The 16,728-nt window shown below is 67.7% G+C and carries 17 protein-coding genes; 10 read left to right on the forward strand and 7 right to left on the reverse strand.

From position 1 onward, the window contains the following. Positions 1–106 precede the first annotated feature (106 nt). Entirely contained in the window at positions 107–1,036 is a 930-nt protein-coding gene (locus LJ754_RS16415; RefSeq protein ID WP_227927402.1) for an NADP-dependent oxidoreductase, read from the reverse strand. A gap of 41 nt (positions 1,037–1,077) precedes the next feature. Next, positions 1,078–2,250, reverse strand: a complete 1,173-nt coding sequence (locus LJ754_RS16420) for an SDR family oxidoreductase (RefSeq protein WP_227927403.1) — start codon at positions 2,248–2,250, stop codon at positions 1,078–1,080. Positions 2,251–2,451: 201 nt separating this feature from the next. On the opposite strand from LJ754_RS16420, the gene LJ754_RS16425 reads away from it, so the two are divergent. Together LJ754_RS16425 and LJ754_RS16430 are read left to right on the forward strand one after the other, a co-directional pair. Continuing rightward, positions 2,452–3,723: an MFS transporter gene (locus LJ754_RS16425; RefSeq protein WP_227927404.1), complete on the forward strand. Its 1,272-nt coding sequence runs from the start codon at positions 2,452–2,454 to the stop codon at positions 3,721–3,723. Between the two features lie 10 nt (positions 3,724–3,733). Further along, positions 3,734–4,816, forward strand: coding sequence for a PLP-dependent cysteine synthase family protein (locus tag LJ754_RS16430; RefSeq protein WP_227927405.1), 1,083 nt, complete (start codon positions 3,734–3,736; stop codon positions 4,814–4,816). On the opposite strand, the gene LJ754_RS16435 is transcribed toward LJ754_RS16430, so the two are convergent. Both LJ754_RS16435 and LJ754_RS16440 read right to left on the reverse strand, forming a co-directional pair. Beyond that, positions 4,813–5,487, reverse strand: a complete 675-nt coding sequence (locus LJ754_RS16435; RefSeq protein WP_227927406.1) for a GNAT family N-acetyltransferase — start codon at positions 5,485–5,487, stop codon at positions 4,813–4,815. The genes LJ754_RS16430 and LJ754_RS16435 overlap by 4 nt on opposite strands. Beyond that, the gene (locus LJ754_RS16440; RefSeq protein ID WP_227927407.1) at positions 5,408–6,010 is read right to left on the reverse strand and encodes a GNAT family N-acetyltransferase; all 603 of its coding nucleotides are present in this window, start codon (positions 6,008–6,010) and stop codon (positions 5,408–5,410) included. The genes LJ754_RS16435 and LJ754_RS16440 overlap by 80 nt, the downstream gene beginning before the upstream one ends. A gap of 134 nt (positions 6,011–6,144) precedes the next feature. Here LJ754_RS16440 and LJ754_RS16445 point away from each other — a divergent pair, with 134 nt between their 5' ends. The 5 genes from LJ754_RS16445 to LJ754_RS16465 all read left to right on the forward strand — a co-directional run bounded on the left by LJ754_RS16445 (position 6,145) and on the right by LJ754_RS16465 (position 12,023). Continuing rightward, positions 6,145–7,143 (forward strand): patatin-like phospholipase family protein, encoded by a 999-nt coding sequence (locus LJ754_RS16445; RefSeq protein WP_227927408.1) that lies wholly within the window; start codon positions 6,145–6,147, stop codon positions 7,141–7,143. A gap of 316 nt (positions 7,144–7,459) precedes the next feature. Further along, the gene (locus LJ754_RS16450; protein ID WP_227927409.1) at positions 7,460–7,834 is read left to right on the forward strand and encodes a hypothetical protein; all 375 of its coding nucleotides are present in this window, start codon (positions 7,460–7,462) and stop codon (positions 7,832–7,834) included. Next, a complete protein-coding gene (locus tag LJ754_RS16455) occupies positions 7,831–8,373 on the forward strand; it encodes a hypothetical protein (protein WP_227913560.1) in 543 nt (180 codons plus the stop codon). Before LJ754_RS16450 ends, LJ754_RS16455 begins: the two co-directional genes overlap by 4 nt. 102 nt (positions 8,374–8,475) lie before the next feature. Next, entirely contained in the window at positions 8,476–8,895 is a 420-nt protein-coding gene (locus LJ754_RS16460; protein ID WP_227913559.1) for a hypothetical protein, read from the forward strand. A 92-nt stretch (positions 8,896–8,987) separates the two neighbouring features. After that, on the forward strand, positions 8,988–12,023 hold the full coding sequence (locus LJ754_RS16465; RefSeq protein WP_227927410.1) for an alpha-mannosidase: 3,036 nt from the start codon (positions 8,988–8,990) through the stop codon (positions 12,021–12,023). A 10-nt stretch (positions 12,024–12,033) separates the two neighbouring features. Here the strand turns inward: LJ754_RS16465 and LJ754_RS16470 are convergent, their stop codons facing one another. Together LJ754_RS16470 and LJ754_RS16475 are read right to left on the reverse strand one after the other, a co-directional pair. Then, the gene (locus tag LJ754_RS16470) at positions 12,034–12,510 is read right to left on the reverse strand and encodes a hypothetical protein (protein WP_227913557.1); all 477 of its coding nucleotides are present in this window, start codon (positions 12,508–12,510) and stop codon (positions 12,034–12,036) included. Between the two features lie 78 nt (positions 12,511–12,588). Further along, the gene (locus LJ754_RS16475) at positions 12,589–13,494 is read right to left on the reverse strand and encodes a DUF1684 domain-containing protein (RefSeq protein ID WP_227927411.1); all 906 of its coding nucleotides are present in this window, start codon (positions 13,492–13,494) and stop codon (positions 12,589–12,591) included. A 95-nt stretch (positions 13,495–13,589) separates the two neighbouring features. Between LJ754_RS16475 and LJ754_RS16480 the strand changes: the two genes are divergently transcribed. Genes LJ754_RS16480 through LJ754_RS16490 form a run of 3 tightly spaced genes read left to right on the forward strand, consistent with a single transcriptional unit; the run spans position 13,590 to position 16,338 of the window. Then, the gene (locus tag LJ754_RS16480; RefSeq protein WP_227927412.1) at positions 13,590–14,249 is read left to right on the forward strand and encodes a peptidyl-tRNA hydrolase; all 660 of its coding nucleotides are present in this window, start codon (positions 13,590–13,592) and stop codon (positions 14,247–14,249) included. Positions 14,250–14,269: 20 nt separating this feature from the next. After that, positions 14,270–15,511 (forward strand): MFS transporter, encoded by a 1,242-nt coding sequence (locus LJ754_RS16485; protein ID WP_227927413.1) that lies wholly within the window; start codon positions 14,270–14,272, stop codon positions 15,509–15,511. Positions 15,512–15,570: 59 nt separating this feature from the next. Next, on the forward strand, positions 15,571–16,338 hold the full coding sequence (locus LJ754_RS16490) for an SDR family NAD(P)-dependent oxidoreductase (RefSeq protein ID WP_227913553.1): 768 nt from the start codon (positions 15,571–15,573) through the stop codon (positions 16,336–16,338). A 109-nt stretch (positions 16,339–16,447) separates the two neighbouring features. Here LJ754_RS16490 and LJ754_RS16885 read toward each other — a convergent pair whose 3' ends face one another. Then, on the reverse strand, positions 16,448–16,687 hold the full coding sequence (locus LJ754_RS16885; protein WP_227927415.1) for an HNH endonuclease: 240 nt from the start codon (positions 16,685–16,687) through the stop codon (positions 16,448–16,450). Positions 16,688–16,728: the final 41 nt, after the last annotated feature.

A 16,728-nucleotide genomic window follows, 5' to 3' on the forward strand; every position in this document is an offset into this window, starting at 1 on the left:
AAAGTTCGAGAGGGCGCAGCAGCGCGCTACTCGAAAGTCAGAATCTTCATGCCCCGGACAATAGCAGTGCCGCGCGTGCCGGGGATACCCCCTGCCGTAAAAACCGTTAGAAGGTGAGCACAATCCGGCCGCGCAGCCCGCCGGCCTCCAGCCGCCGGTGGGCTTCGGCGGCCCGCTCGGCCGGCATGACGTCGGCAATCCGCGGGCTCAGCAGGTCAGCCTCGGCCAGGGCGCGCAGCCGGTCCAGTTTCGCGCCGGAATGGTATTCCTGAACCACCCGGATCGGATGCACCCTCACGCCGCGGCCGGGATCACCGGCCCATCCGCGGTAGGTGGCGAACCCGCCGCCGTCGCGCACCGCCCGGGCAGCCAACCCGTTCATGACGGCAGCGTCAGCGACGGCGTCGACACCCTCGGGGAAGAGTTCGAGGATCCGCTCCGCGACGTCGTCGCCGCGCTCCACCACATAGTCGGCACCCAGGGCGGAGACGAGATCGGCGTCCTTGTCCGCTGCGTCGGCCACCACGGTGAGCCCGGCCTCCTTGGCCAGCTGGACCAGGTAGTTCCCCAGTGTTCCGGCCGCACCCGTGACGGCCAGGACCTTCCCTTCGGGCAGGGCCAGCTTTTCCAGGGTCTGGACGGCGGTCAGGCCGTTCATTGGCAGGGTGGAGGCAGCCTCCAGGCCAATGCCGCCCGGAATGCGGGCAACGGAGTCTGCCGGGGCCACCAGGTACTGGGCGTAGGCGCCGCGGCGTCCTTCCCGGGGCAGGGCCAGGGCCATGACCTCGTCACCGATCCGCCACCGGGCGCCGTCGCCCACCTCGTCCACCACACCGGCAGCGTCCATGCCGGGAATGTAGGGCGGTTCCATCCTGCCCATATCCTGGGCGCCGGAGCGCAGCACCGTGTCCGTAGGGCTTACCGCGGCCGCGCGGACACGGATGCGGATTTCGCCCGGGCCGGCATGCGGCTCGGGCGCCTCGAAGATCTCCAGGACCTCGGGGCCGCCGAAGGTGCGGACGCCAACAATCTTCACGGGGAACTCCTCTTGGGTGGTGCCGGTGGTTTCGGAACAGGTCAGGCGGCGGGGCCAGGAATGATTTTCTGTGCTGCCAGGGCGTCGAAGAGCTCCAGGAAGCGGTCCTCCGAATCCAGGCAGTCGCCGAAACCGGCCTGCCGTGCCTTGATGGTGGAAGAAACGTTGTCGAACTCCGAGCGGAAAATGAAGTCGGCGAACTCCCAGCGCACCAAATCCGCATACGGTGTCTGCTGCAGGCCGTACCGCTCGGTCATCTGCTCCCACAGCTCGGCGTACTGCGGCATGGCGTCCACCAGGGGAACGGGCTGCGGTTCGGCGTAGTCCATGCCGAAATGCTTAGCGAATGCCGGCCAGAGCTGCCGCCACCGGAACTGGTCACCGTTGGTGATGTTGAAGATTTCCCCGGCGGCCCCCGGCTCCGACCCGGACCAGACCGCGGCCCGGGCCAGCAGCTCGGCATCGGTGACCTGGTAGAGCGCGTCGTAGGCGGCCACCGTGCCGGGGAAGCGCAGCGGCTGGCCCAGTTCCCGGCTGACGGCGGCATACACGGCAATGGCCATCAGCAGGTTCATGGGGTTGCCGGTGGCGTAACCGATCACGCCTTCCGGGCGCAGCACGGTGAGTTCGAATTTGCGCTCCCGGGCTGCCTGGCGGAGCAGGTCTTCCTGGTCGTAATAGAAGTTGGGCTGGATCAGCCGCGGGTCGCGTTCCTTCGCCGGAGCGTTGAAATAGCCCAGATGCGCGCCATAGGCCTTGCCGCCCTGGTACAGCGTCACGTGGCGCAGCGGAGCACCGGCCGAGCGCAGCGCGTCCAAGGTGTTGCGCAGCAGGGCTGTGTTGACCTCGGATAGTTCGGCCGACGTCGGGCGCTCAATGTAGGCGCCGAACACCAGGTGTGTGGTGTCCGACGCCGCGGCAAGACCGTCGCGGGCCGTGCCGGCGTCGAGGAGGTCCACGGAGAGGTGCTCCCATGCGGCGCCCGGGACCGGGCGGCGGCTGGCACCGCGGACCCTCCAGCCGCGGCGGGCATACTCGTCCGCGGCATGCCGTCCGATGACGCCGCCGGCACCCGCCACGAGGACCACACCGGATGAGGGCCGGTCCGGTGCTGCCTGCTCGGCCGAACGTGCCTGGTCCTGCTCGATGATGCCGGGCAACGGGTTGGCGCCGGCGTGCGATTCGGCGGTTTCGGAGACGTTGTCCTGATTCATCGGTCCTCCTGGTGCTGACCTGCTGTACGGAATGGTTCCCTTTGACCATAACGATTATCAGGGTACTTATGAAAATGCCTGCGGGGCGGCGCACCGTGGTCTTGCGCACTTCCCGGCCGCTGGTCTCTTAGGGTGACTGGACCCGTTGGTGCCGGTCAATCCGCTCTCCGGGTGAACAGACGGGCTAGCGGGGGAGCGGCATTGGGCAGCACATCGGGTTCCATCTGGTCCAAGCGTGCCTTCCGGGGGCTGTGGCTGGCCAACGCGGTGGAGCATGCCGGGCATGCAGTGGCCGTGTTCGCCGTCTCGGTAGCAATGATCACCGTCCTGGACGCCACCGAGGCCGAGGTAGGCCTGGTCGCGCCGCTGAGCAGCGCGGGGCCGCTGCTGTTCGGGCTGGTGGCCGGAGTAGCGGTGGACCGCTGGGGCCGGCGCCGGACCATGTTCACGATGACCTGGATCCGGGCGGCTGCGTACGGCTGCGCCGTGGCGTTGTTCTGCCTGGGCTGGTTGGCTGCATGGCAGCTGCTGGCGGTGCTGGTGGTAGTGAGTATTGCGGACTCGTTTTTCATGGCCGCCCAGACATCGCTGCTGCCCATGCTGGTGGGAAGGCCACGGATCCCTGAGGCCGCCTCATCCCTGATGGCAACCGACCAGGTGATCTCCTTGGTCGGTCCGGCAGCCACCGGGCAGCTGGTGAAGCTGCTGCCGGCACCCGCCGCGCTGGGGCTGAGCGCCCTGGCCCAGCTGGTGGCCGCCGTCGGCCTGTCCCGGCTGCCCGACGACGAACCGGGCACGGCGAAAACTGAGCGCCCGTCCGTCCGAGCCGCCGTCGCGGACGGCTGGCGGTTCATGACCGGCCATCGGCTGCTGCTGGCCATGGTCCTGACCACGGCTACGAACAACTTTGCTGCGGGGCTGTACCAGGCCGCGGAAACCTGGTTCATCTTGGAGGAGCTGGCATTGGATCCGGCTGTTTTCGGTGCCGTCTGGTCCGTCAGCGCCGTCGGCGGGATCCTGGGCGCGGTGGCCGCTCCGAGACTAGGACGGGCGATCGGGCCGTTGCGTGCCATGCTGCTTGCCGGCCTGATGATGCCGCTGAACTTTGCCCTGATTCCGCTCACCGCTCTGTGGCCGCAGCTTGCGGTGCCCAGCATAGGGGTCTCCTTCACGCTGTTCGGACTTGCGCTGGGGTTCATGAGCGTTAACGGCACGGCACTGTTCACTCAGCTGACGCCTGATGCCATGCTCTCCCGGTTCTCGGCCACCCGGCGAACCATCACCCAGGGCAGTTTTGTGGTTGGCGGGTTCTTGGGGGCGATGCTGCTGACCGTGGCCGGTGCCGTGCCGACGCTCTGGGCGGCCGTGGCCATTGCCCTGCTGCAGGGCGTATTCCTGTTGCGGATGGGGGTTCCACGCCGGGGCGGCCCGACGCCTGCCGAGCTGCCGGATGAGGTGGCTGCCGCCACGTAGGGTGGGGAAGGTGAATAGCCATACCAGTCGGGACCGCAGCTGGGCCGAAGACGCCATCCGCCGGATCGAAGCCGAGGCGGCACGTTCCGCCGACACACACCTGTTCCAAATTCCGGTGCCCACGGGCTGGGCGGTCAAGGTGTACCTCAAGGACGAGTCGACGCACAGGACCGGCAGCCTCAAGCACCGGCTGGCCCGGTCCCTGTTCCTCTTTGGACTGGTGAACGGCTGGATCCGGGAAGGCACCACCGTGGTGGAGGCTTCCAGCGGGTCCACGGCCGTATCCGAAGCCTACTTTGCGCAGCTGCTGGGCGTGCCGTTCATCGCCGTGATGACCAGGACCACCAGTGCGGAGAAGATCGCGCTGATCCAGCAGTACGGCGGCAGCTGCCACTTTGTGGACGATCCTTCCGAGGTCTACGCCGCAGCCGAGGACCTTGCCCGCAGCACCGGCGGCCACTACATGGACCAGTTCACCTACGCCGAGCGGGCCACGGATTGGCGCGGCAACAACAACATTGCCGAGTCGATCTTTTCCCAGCTGTCGCTGGAGCAGCATCCGGTGCCCGAATGGATTGTGGTGGGCGCTGGCACCGGAGGGACCAGCGCGACCCTGGGCCGGTACATCCGCTACCACCGTTATCCCACCCGGCTGGCGGTAGTGGACCCGGAACGTTCGGCCTTCTTCCCCGCCTGGCATAGCCCCGATGTGCCCGCCGTGGGCGGACCGTCCCGGATCGAGGGGATCGGCCGGCCGCGCCCTGAACCGAGCTTCATTCCGGCCGTGATCGACCACATGATCCAGGTGCCCGACGCCGCCTCCGTGGCCGCTGCAAGGCACCTGCGGAGTGTGGCCGGGCTGCATGCGGGGCCGTCCACGGGCACCAACCTCTGGGGCGTATGGCAGCTCGCCGCCGAGATGGAAGCACAGGGAAAGGCCGGCAGCATCGTGTCGCTGATGTGCGATTCGGGGGACCGCTATGCGGCGTCTTACGGCGACGACGACTGGCTGGCTTCCCGGGGCCTGGATCCGGCTCCCGCAGAGGCCCGGCTGCAGGAACTCTTCGCCACCGGAAAGTGGCCCGCGCCCTAGGGGGAAACGCCGGCGGTGTCCGGGAACGAAGGCGCCGCAGCCTCAAAATCGATCCGCATTACTACCCGCCGCGGGGTGGGATGGCTGACCTCCGTGAACCCAGCGGCATCGAAAACACTGCGGCTGCCTACGAACAGTTCGCCCCAGGCCACCTCCTTTCCCGGCTCGGTCAGCATGGGGTAGCCCTCCAGGGCCCTGGCTCCCCGCTCCCGGGCGAATCCGACGGCACCCCGTGCCAGTGCATAGCTCACCCCCTGACGCCGGTAGCCCGTCCGGGTGACGAAGCAGGTGACGGCCCAGACGCCGTCGTCGGCCTTGTCTTCTGTCCGCCCGCTCCACGGAACCCGCAACCGTTCCAGCCGGGGATAGGCGGTGCGCGGTTCCACCGCGCACCAGCCAACCGGTTCGGCGTCCAGATACGCCAGCAGCCCGCTGGTTGATCCGGCGTCAGGGCTGCCGCAGTTGGCCTGTTGCCGCAGCCGGTAAGCCCGCTCTTCCTGCGGCATGGCCCGCCACTGCTCCCGGCTGGCCTTGAACCACTGGCACTGGCAGCGGTGCGGGTCCCCGCGCCCGGCGAAGACGGCCTGCAGATCAGCCGGGGAGCCCTGGTTGGCGGGCCGGACTGTCAGTGTCCCGCCGTTCGGGCTCACCGTTCCGATTGTGCGGGACATTGTGGTCCTCCTCCTCGGTGCCGGTTTCCTTGGGGTTCGCGGTGAGGTGGTGCTTGAACCCGATGTGTGTGGGCTCGAAGCCAAGGCTTCGGTAAAACCGGTGCGCGTCTTGGCGCCTGAGATTGGAAGTGAGCTGGGCCAGTCCGGCACCGTTTTGCCGCCCTTGGACAAGGGCCCAGTCCATCAGCGCGGCTCCCAGACCGCGTGACCGGAGATCGGCGCGAACATGCACCGCCTCCACCTGCAGCCGGGTTACGGCTCCGGCCGCCAGGCACGGGAGCAGAGTCAGCTGGGCAGTGGCCGCAATGGTTCCGGCGCCGTCCTCAACGACGGCGAGGAAATGGGCGGGGTCCGCATCGATGGCTTCGAAGGTGCGCCGGTAGGTGTCCAGATCGGGGTGCGGTGCTTCCGGCGACCCGAGCGCGTCTGCCTCCAATAGCGCCGCGATCGGCCCGACGTCGGCCCGGCAGGCCCGGCGCACGCGGAAGGACCCGGCCAGCAGCGGGGCAGGATGGATTTGCATGCCCGCAGTCTGCCACACCCGTCCCGCAGTGCCGGAGAGCAGGTGCCGGAAACGGCCCGCTCCATTGACCGGCTATGCCGGGGCGGGCAGGGTTAATGGGACCGGACCACCGCTGCCGCCGTCAGGAGCCGTTTATGCTTCGTATTCTTTCGATTGACGGTGGTGGCATCCGCGGCATCATTCCAATCACCTGGCTGATGGCGCTGGAGGAACAGACCGGACGGCGGACGGCTGACCTCTTTGACTTGGTGGTGGGCACCTCGGCCGGCGGCATGGCTGCCCTCGCTCTGGTCTCGCCGCGGAACGGAGGAACGCCGTACAGCGCCGACGAGGTGCGGCAGTTGAACCTGGACAGCGCCGAGGAAATTTTCCCCCAGGATCCCGGAGATCCGCACGCCGGAGATCCGCAGGCCGGTTCCCCTCAAACCGCGGACCAGTATGCCGGTGCCCCGCGCTACGCTGCTGAACCCCTGCAGCATTATCTGGGGGAGGCACTTGGTGATGAGCCCCTGTCCCGGGCGGTCCGGCCGGTAGCAGTGACCACCTGCGACCTCGCCCGCACCGAAGCCCTGTACTTTGCCGGCGGCGGGCTGGAACCCTCTGTCCTGGGCGACGCATCCATGGCGCTGGCGGCCCAGGCGACGGCGTCGCTGCCCCGGTACTTCCCGGCGGTGCCCTACACCGATCCGGAGGGGACGGCCCGGCAACTGGCAGACGGCGGGCTGGCTGCTGATGATCCCGCACTGCTGGGATATTCGCTGGGTTCGGTATTGCCGCAGGCTGTGGACGGCGTCCTGCTGGTCTCCCTGGGCACCGGGACCAGCACCGGGACCCGTAACGCGGGGCTGCGGCTGGGCGCGGAACAGACCCAGCAGACCCCCGAACTGCAGGCCCTGGAAAAAGACCTGGCCATGGTGTTGAGCGGGCCCGGACAATTGGCCCGGGATTGCCTGCAGCTGATCCTGGGCGACAGGTATGTCCGGATCCAGACAGACCTGCTGCCAGCGGCCAGCAATGCGTCCGACGATGCCAGCCAAGACAACTTGGAGGGCCTGATAGCGACCGCCGAGAAGATGGTGCAGGACACGTCCGCGGACCTGGACCGGCTGGCCCGGCAGCTTCCGGAGGGGTGAGGGCCTTGGCGGCGGAAGTAATCAGCGGAAGAATTATGGGAAAAGTGCTGTTGTGCAGCGCCCTGTATCGGCAACTCTTCCCGATCCGGCGATGAGAGAGGCAGCTGTGGGCGAAAACTTGAGGCGGGTCCGTCGAATAGTGCATGTGCAGTTCGGGACCGGGCAACCCGCAGACAATTACACCCAAACCTGCGACCGGCTTGACGCGGCGATTGCCGCCACGGCGGCGAGTCAGGAGGTGCTTCGGAACCAGGCCCGGGCGGCATGGGAGGTGGTGCGGCACTACGGTGCCGTTACGCGGTCCTATGAAACCCGCATGAAAAGCCTGGAAGCCGTCATAGCCGAGGAGCATCTGGCCGGCGGCCAGGCTGTCAGCCTCGCCCAAACAGCGCGCCGCATGTATGACCTCGCGGTGCGCATCGAAGCCACGGCCCGTCACCACTTTGACGTTGTCCGTACCAAGGAATCCCGTGTGGAGGAATTGATGCACAAGCTAACAAGTTCCAAATCCCAGCTGAAGCTGGCCCAGACTGCGGAGAACCACCGGAACCGGCTGCGTCTGCTGGAAGCAGGGGCCGAACAGGATCCCCTGATCCACAGCCGAAGCAGATATGACCGGGAGCTGCACGAAGCTGCGCGGCTCGCCCACGAAGCCGAGGCGCTGGCGGGACTGAAGGGCGGCTGGTCATGATGCCCGCACAGACCAGTCCGGTTTTGGTCCCCATACCGCTCAGCCCGCGGCGGAGCCATTCGCTGCGCACGGTCGCCGGACTGAGCATGGCCGCCATGCTGTTCCTCTTCCTGGGCGGCGGGGACCTGGTGACGGTGCTTATCGGGTTCGGCTTCATCCTCCACCCGGTGCAGGCAGCCACCGACAAGCTGGTCCGCTGGCCCCGCCAGGACCGCACCGACGCCGAATCCCTGACCCGTGTAGTCCGCGAATACTTCTACAACGCACCCGCCGTCGATACCCGGGGCGTGCGGGAGCTGGCGGCAACACGGCAGCTGCAGATTAACGACGACGGCGGCGGGCAGCTGCGCATCGCCCTCACCGGCAGGCGGAAGCCAACTCCTGCAGGCAGCCGGCCTGAGGCCCGGCTGTCCTACCGGTGCGGGGACGTGGGCTTGGCGGACTTCGACCGCCTGCTGCAGAACGCCGAACGTGATCCGTCCGTGCGCCGTGCCACGGACCGGATGCGGCGCCCGGAACCCGGCCGGGCCGCGTCCTGACAGCACACGGGTGACTGCACCCGCTGCCGGGGTTGCCGGGCTGCCTGAGTCTCGGCCGGCGCCCCGGCAACGGACCCCCGTTCCGGCTGGGATCATGGAGGTATGCAAACTCTCAGCCTCCAGGACGCCATCAGCCTCGCCGAACGGGCAGCCGCTGTGGCCGAAGACCATATTCCCTACGGTTCCGGGCTGGGTGCTCCGACGTCGTTTACGCTGGCCTGGCTTCTGGCGCGCAGCGGCATGGAAGGCATCCGGGTAGCCAGCGGCAGCTCGGGGATGGGGGACCATTTCTGGGTGGAAACCGGGCAGTGGCGGATTGACCCGACCCTGCGCCAGTTCGCGCAGCTGAACCACAAACCCCTGGTGGAGCCGGTGGAAGAGCCCGGCAATTTCGCGGCGACCAAGTATTACGCGGTCCCGTCCACCCGGCAGGAAGCGGTGCGTGAGGTCTCCTACGGATTCCGCAACGCCGCCGAGACCGAAGACTTCGTGCGCGAGATGGAAGCGGCCATCGCCCTGTAAGGGGCCCCGCAGCCTCCCGGGCATAGCTCAAACGGCACCGGATGTACTAGCCTCGGGCGAACCCACTGCCGGGAGTAGCCAAGGGGCACTGCATGCACGAGAACCGTGAGCTGGTCGAGGCCCGAATCAACCGCTTCCTGCGTGAACGTCTGCCGGGCCGGGTATGGCGGGAGCGGCAGGCGGCGGCGCTCGCGGTCTGGGAGGCGCCGGGGGAACCGGTGCCGTTCTCCCTGGCGGTGGGCCGGGACTACCGGCCCTTCAGCACCGGTTCGCCGTGGGGGGCACCGTGGGGGACTACCTGGTTCCGGGTGTCCGGTACCGTGCCGGAAGGCTGGGAACCGGGCAACGGAAACCGGGCAGAGCTGTTGATCGACCTGGGGTTCCCCGGGGGCGGTCCCGGATTCGGGGCCGAGGCGCTGGTCTACACGCCGGACGGCGGCATTGTGAAGGCGGTGGAGCCGCGGAACATGTTTGTTCCCCTGCCCCAGGCACCCGGCGAGGCCTTTGAGTTTTACGTGGAGGCGGCGTCGAACCCGAATGTCGCCGCAGGGTTCACCTTCGCCCCTACGCCGCTGGGAGACCGGAACACCGCGGGGGAGGCGCCGCTGTATGTGTTCCGGTCCGCCAATGTTGCCCTGTTCGATGCCGGCGTGTGGAACTTGGTCCGGGACTTCTGGACGCTCAACGGGCTGATGCACGAACTGCCCATGGACCTGCCGCGGCGGTATGAGATCCTGCGGGCCCTGGAACGGGCAGTGACTGCCGTGGACCCTGCGGATGTGCCAGGTACTGCTGCGGCCGGGCGGCAGCAGTTGGCGCCCGTGTTGTTCTCACCCGCCTATGCCGGTGCGCACCGGGTATACGCCGTCGGGCACGCCCACATTGACTCGGCCTGGCTGTGGCCGGTGCGCGAAACCGTCCGGAAGGTGGCCCGGACGTTCGCCAACGTGCTGGAGTTGATGGACACCGAACCGGAGTTCGTTTTCACGGCGTCCTCCGCCCAGCAGTACGCCTGGCTGCAGGAGCACTACCCGGAGCTGTTCGCCCGGGTGGCGGAACGGGTGCGTGAAGGCAGGTTTGTGCCGACCGGCGGGATGTGGGTGGAATCGGACACCAACATGCCCTCCGGGGAATCCCTGGCCCGCCAGTTCGTGGCCGGGAAACGGTTCTTCCGGGAGCAGCTGGGGGTGGAGCCGGAAGTGGTGTGGTTGCCGGATTCCTTCGGCTACTCAGCCGCGCTGCCCCAGATCGCGCGGGCTGCGGGAGCACGCTGGTTCCTGACCCAGAAGATCTCCTGGAACGAAACCAACACCATGCCGCACTCCACCTTCCGCTGGGAAGGCATCGACGGCACGCAGCTGTTTACCCACTTTCCGCCAGTGGACACGTACAACGCTGAGCTGTCCGGGCAGGAACTGGCACGGGCGCAGCGGCAGTTCGCGGAGAAGGGGTTCGCCAACAGTTCGCTGGTGCCCTTCGGCTGGGGTGACGGCGGCGGCGGACCCACCAGGGAAATGCTCGCCGCCGCGCACCGGACGCAGTCCCTGGAAGGCTCCCCGACTGTCCGGCTCGCTACTCCCGAACAGTTCTTCGCGGCGGCAGCGGCAGAACTGGCGGACCCGCCGGTGTGGTCCGGTGAGCTGTACCTGGAGTTCCACCGCGGCACCTACACCAGCCAGGCCAACACCAAAAAAGGAAACCGCCGCAGCGAGGCCCTGCTGCACGAGGCCGAATTGTGGTCCGCTGCCGCCACGCTCCGTGCCGGTGCCGCCTATCCCCACCGGGAGCTGGAACTGGCCTGGCAGACGGTGCTGCTGCAGCAGTTCCACGACATCCTGCCCGGCACCTCCATCGCATGGGTCCATCAGGAGGCGGAGCGGAACTATGTCCGGGTGGCCGCGGAACTGGAAGTGCTGATCGGCAACGCGGCGCAGGCGCTGCTGGGGGAGGGCACTGAATCGGCGGTGTTGAATGCGGGGCCGTATCCGCTGGAGGGGACGCCGGCGTCGGGCGCGGGACCAGTGCCGGGTCCGGGGACGGGGACGTGGGAACCGTCCGGCGGCGGCTGGCGCATCAGCAGCGGCAGGCTGCGGCTGCAGGTCACTGCCGACGGATTGTTCAGTTCCCTGATCGAGTCCGGCTCCGGCCGGGAGGCGTTCCCGGCCGGCCGGCCCGGGAACCTGTTCCAGCTCTTCCGCGACACTCCCAACCAATGGGATGCGTGGGACCTGGACGCGCACTACCGCTTCAGCAGTACGGATTTGATGCAGCCCGAGGCCATGGTGCCGGAAGCAGGCGGACGGGTGCTGCGGATTGAACGCTCCTTCGGGCACACCCGGATCACCGAACGGGTGTCGCTGAGCCCGGACGGTTCAGCGGTGGACCTGGACCTGGAGGTGGACTGGCACGAGCGGCAAAAACTGCTCAAGCTGGCCTTCCCGCTGGACGTGCATGCCGACCGGGCGGCGTCGGAAATCCAGTTCGGCCATATCTTCCGGCCCACCCATGCCAACACCTCCTGGGATGCGGCCCGGTTTGAAACCGTGGCGCACCGGTGGATCCATGTGGGCGAGCCGGGCTTCGGCGTCGCCGTGGCCAACGATTCAACCTATGGACATGACACTTTCCGCGAGGTGGTGGACGGGCGGCCCTGCACCATGGTGCGGGTTTCCCTGCTCCGGGCACCGCTGTTTCCGGATCCGGACACCGACCAGGGGTTGCACCGGTTCCGGTATTCGCTTCGGCCCGCCTCCGGGATTCCTGACGCCGTGGCGGAGGGCTACAGGCTGAACCTGCCGCTGCGCACCGTGACCGGAACGGCCCGGACCCACCTGGCACCGCTGATCAGGGTCAGCAGTCCTGCGGTGGTGGTGGAAACGGTGAAACTGGCCGAGGACCGCAGCGGGGACGTGGTGGTGCGGCTCTACGAAGCGCACGGCAGCCGGGCGGAGGCCCAGCTGCGCACTGACTTCCCATACACGGCGGTCGAGGCCACCGACCTGCTGGAACGTACGGTCGAATCGGATGTGCTGGGCGGGGAGGTATCCGGGGCGGTCTCCGGAGCTGCCGGACCGGTGCTGCGGCTGCGGCCCTTTGAACTGGTCACACTGCGTTTCCGCCGGGCCTGACACCGGGGTTCTACTTTGAGATGTTCTCTTCCGCCACCCTCAGCAGCTGTTCCTCGTTCTCCCGCACGTCGACAGGGCGTTTGCCGGACAGCTGCCGGTTGGGGGTATAAAACCACAGGGCAATCTGCTCGTCCGGCCAGCCGGCGTAGCGTCCCATCCGGATGACATCCTTGACTGCAGGGATGACCCGCCCGCCGGCAGGCTCGAACTGGAACCCCGGATACAGGAAATGCCCGCCGCGCTGGACGGCCAGTATCCGGCCCTTGCCGGTGAGCTGGCGCGCCATGGCGTTCTGTCCGCCGCCGAACCCCAGCCGCTGGGCTATCTGCGAGATGGTGAACAGCCCGCCGTCCCGTTCCATGACCTGCCACTGTTTCTCCGCGTCGCGGTCAGCAGCAGTGGCCTTTTCGGCGCCGCGTTTCGCCGCCGGAGCAGAGCCGGCGGGGGCCTTCTCGGAGCTGTGCCGCTGGGGCTGACGATCGCTCATGCGGCCAACGCTACCGCCGCAGCGGAGACAGGGGCAGGGGTGGTGCCCACTTTGGGCCCTGCAACCACCAGAGGCAGGTTAGACGGCGTCCGGGCGCTTCTCGCCGGCTTCCACGGCTGCACCAATCCGGTTGCCTTCGACGGGCATGGGGCAGGTGCCGAATTCAGTGAAGGCGCTGGGATAGTTCACGGCGAAGTTGAAGTCCAGGACTACGGTGCCTCCCGCCGCTGTTCCTGTTCCTGTTCGTGCTCCGGTTCCGGTTCCGGCTTCAGCCCCGGGTGCAGATGCGGGGAACGTCAGGCTGCGCCACCCGGCCGTTGATCTGCCGTTGGTCGTGTCGTGGAAGGTCAGGTTAAGACTGCCCGGACCGGCGGCGCTGACCTGCAACCGGTGTTCGGCTGCATCCCCTGGCAGGAACAAGAGAACCTCGCCCACGGAACGCTGCACCCCCGGAACTTCCGGATGGGCCGTCCGGATGGGCACTTCCGCGGGCTGGCGGTACGGTTCGAACCGGCCGGAAAGAACCCACTCCGGCGCGTATTCGTAGACGGGCACGCCGCCAAAAGACGTCCGCACGGGCGAGGCAGCGTCACGGGGACGCAGCGCATACCGCCCGGCCCTGCGGGCAAGTTCCAGCACAACCTGCCCGCCGCTTCCGGCCCCGAATCCGACCCAGTTCAGTGATTCCTCGTCCGCCAACGACGCCGTCAGCCGGCCCTGTGCCGGTTCACCAGAGGCCAGCACCCGCAGGCCGTCAGCGGCAGCGGCGGCCAGCACCCGCAGGCCGTCAGCGGCAGCGGCGGCCAGCACCGCGCCGTCGTCGGACCCGGACCAGAGCCCGGGCAGGCCCTCGATCTTGGCGGGGTGCTCCGGCAGCCAGTAAAAACCGGACAGGCTGAGCCATCCGTGCTCCTCTGCCAGGGACGCATTGCGCCGTTCGCGGAAGCGGAGCCACTCAGTGCGGGCTGTGTCGTCAATGCTCATGGAACCAGTATCCCCAGATCCGTCCGTTTCCCCGGAATGCAGCGCTGCAACCCGGTTGTCCGCCTCCCCGCCGGCGGTCATGGAAAACTGGAGTTATGCAGCCGTTCGACAAAGTCCAGCCCATTGTCCTGCTTGTGGACAAAACCGACCCGGCAGCGCACCGTGACGCCGTGGCGGCGGCCGCCGTCGCCAGCGTTCGCGCGTACGCCGCCACCGGGGACAGCGAGGCCTGGGAGAACTGGCTCTACGGCCGGTTCACGAAAACCGTGCGCCGTGCCAATCCCACCACCTTTGCCCGCTTGGCCGCTGCCGCGCCGTCGGGCGCTGTCACCGTGGGCCGGGCGCAGGCCATTGCCTTTGAACCGGTCACTTACGAACAGATGCCCAAGGACCTGGCCAAGCTGCAGGTCTCGGGCACACAGCTGCCCGACGATGAACCGGCGCCCTGGCCGCGGTCCGCACCGGTGATCGTCCTCAACGCGGACCTTGAGATGTCCACGGGGAAGGCTTCAGCCCAGGCCGCCCATGCCCTGCTGTCCTGGTTCCTGCAGCTGCCGTTCGCCGAGCAACTGGCCTGGCACGAGGCCGGCGAGCCCGCCGGCGTCCGCTTCACTGCGGGTGAGCGGTTCACTGCACTGGCCGGTAGCGACGGAACCGGTCCGCTGATTGTCGACGCCGGAATGACCGAAATCGCTCCGGACACCGCCACGGCCTTTGTCGTAATCTCCGCGGACGAACCCGCACCGCGCCCCTAGGGCGTGGTAGAAAGTTTCGAATGAGCCAGACGAGGAAGACCCCTGCAGGACACGGAACCCGGCCTTCCCTTCCCGTCTTACTGACGGCGCTGGCCGTCATCCTGGTGGCGGTGAACCTGCGGCCCGGTGCTTCGTCCGTGGGGCCGGTGCTGGCAGAACTGCAGGCCGGGCTGGGGATCGGTGCCACCGCAGCGGGAGTGCTTACTGCGCTGCCCGGGTTGACCTTCGCCGTAGTCGGGGCGCTCGCCGTCGCGGTTTCCCGCAAAGCAGGCATCAACGGGTCCATCCTCCTTGCTCTGGCCGCCATTGCTGCCGGGCTGCTGCTCCGGTCCCTGGTGAATTCCGCTGCCCTGTTCCTGCTGCTGACGGTGCTGGCTTTCGCCGGCATGGCGGTGGGCAACATCCTGGTTCCGGCGTTCATCAAGCGCCACGGAGGGGCGCGGCTGGCCCTGATGAACTCGATCTACGGAACCACCCTTGCTTTGGGAGCAACCCTGCCGCTGCTGCTCGGCGGGGTGCTGGCCGGAGGGGATCCCAACGGCTGGCGGCTGAGCCTGGGTATCTGGGGTGCAGCGGCCCTGGTCGCCTTTATCCCGTGGACCCTTGTCGCGGTTAAAACCGGCCGCGACGTGGTGGCGGGAGAACAGCGGCAACGCAGGGGAATGAAGATGCGTTCCTCCCGCACCGCCGTCGCGCTGAGTATTTTCTTCGGGGTGCAGTCCATGCACGCCTACGTGCAATTCGGCTGGGCGGCGCAGATTTACCGCGACGCGGGCCTGGAGCAGGGGCAGGCGGGGTTGATGGCGGCCATCATCGCAGCACTCGGCATTCCCGGCGGGCTGATCATGCCGGCGCTGGTGGCCCGCTCCTCGCGGCTGCGGTTCTACATTGCGGGCCTGGGCGTTCTAATGCTGGCCGGGTATTCGGGCCTGCTGCTGGCACCGGCCACCCTGCCGTGGCTGTGGGCGCTGTGCCTGGGGCTGGCCGGGTTTGCCTTCCCTACCGCGCTGGCCCTGATCACTGCCCGTTCGCGGGAGCCTCGGACCACCGCCCGGCTTTCGGGCTTCATCCAGCCCGTGGGGTACCTCCTGGCTGCTTTGGGGCCGTTCGCCATTGGCGCGCTGCACGATGTTTCGGGCAGTTGGACCCTGCCGTTGGCGATCCTGCTGGGCTCAGCCGTGGTGATGGTGGGCGCGGGCATCCGGGCCGCTGCACCGGTCTATGTGGACGACGAACTGGAGACGGCCCCAAAAGCCCGGTGATAGGTTCGTAAGGACTGGCACTACCGCTGGCACCTGCTTATTGAGAGGAAGGCTTGCACATGGACAACCGTTTTGAGGGCAAGGTCGTAATCGTCACCGGCGCCGGATCGGGCATTGGCGAGGCTACGGCCCGCGGGTTCGCCGCCGAAGGAGCCACCGTGGTCATGACCGACACGGTCGCCGAAAAAATCAATGAAACCCTGGCCGATCTGCCGGGCGGCCGGGCCACCGCCGTCGTCGCCGATTCGGGCAACTGGGACGATGTCCGCAAGCTGGTTGAAGACACCGTCGCCGCGCACGGGCACCTGGACATCCTCGTGAACAACGCCGGTACGCTCTCCCAAGGGCCGGTGGAGGAGACCGACGTCGAGGAATGGCACCGGGTGCTGGACACCGACCTTTCCGGAGTGTTCTACGGCACCAAGGCGGCCATGCCTCACCTGATCGAAAGCCGCGGCTGCATTGTGAACACGTCATCCGTTTCCGGTATGGCCGCGGACTGGAATATGAGCGCCTACAACGCTGCGAAGGGCGGGGTCACCAACTTCACCCGCGCAGTGGCACTGGACCACGGCAAGGACGGGGTACGCGTGAATGCCGTGGCTCCCGGGCTGATCTGGACCGATCTGGTGGAGGACAAGAAGGACGACGAGGAGCAGAAGGCCAAGTTCGCGGAACGGATTGCCCTGGGCCGCATCGGGCAGCCCGATGAAGTAGCCGACGCGATCCTGTTCCTGGCCTCCGATGCCGCCCGCTTCATCACCGGGGCGATCCTTCCCGTAGACGGCGGCACGACCGCCAGCAACGGACAGCCGCCGCAGGCCTAGGAGCTTTGGCGGGGGTTTTGGCTGGGGTTTTGGCGGCGAGCTTTGCTGGGGGGAGCCGGGCCGGCTCGCAAATTACATCCCACTGCGGCGCTCGCTGACGGTGCTCCGCTCAGAACGGCGGAACTGTTTCCCCTAAGCGGTCTGGTACAGGGCGTGGTGGCGCCAGTTCCAGAAACGGTTCGGTTCGGTAAACCCTCCCCGTGGGCGAAGTCCACTCCATGACGCCCGGTTCCGGTTGCCGGGCCTTCCAGAATCCCAGTGTTTTGAACCGGTGGTGTCGCCGGCACAGGTGGGCGAGGTTGCCGTGGTCGGTGGGACCTCCGTCGGCCCAGTCCGTGGTGTGGTCAATTTCCGAGACCGCAGTGCTGACCCGGCAGCCGGGGAACCGGC

The organism is Arthrobacter sp. zg-Y40 (genome assembly GCF_020731535.1).
Classification (GTDB): Bacteria; Actinomycetota; Actinomycetes; order Actinomycetales; family Micrococcaceae; genus Arthrobacter_B.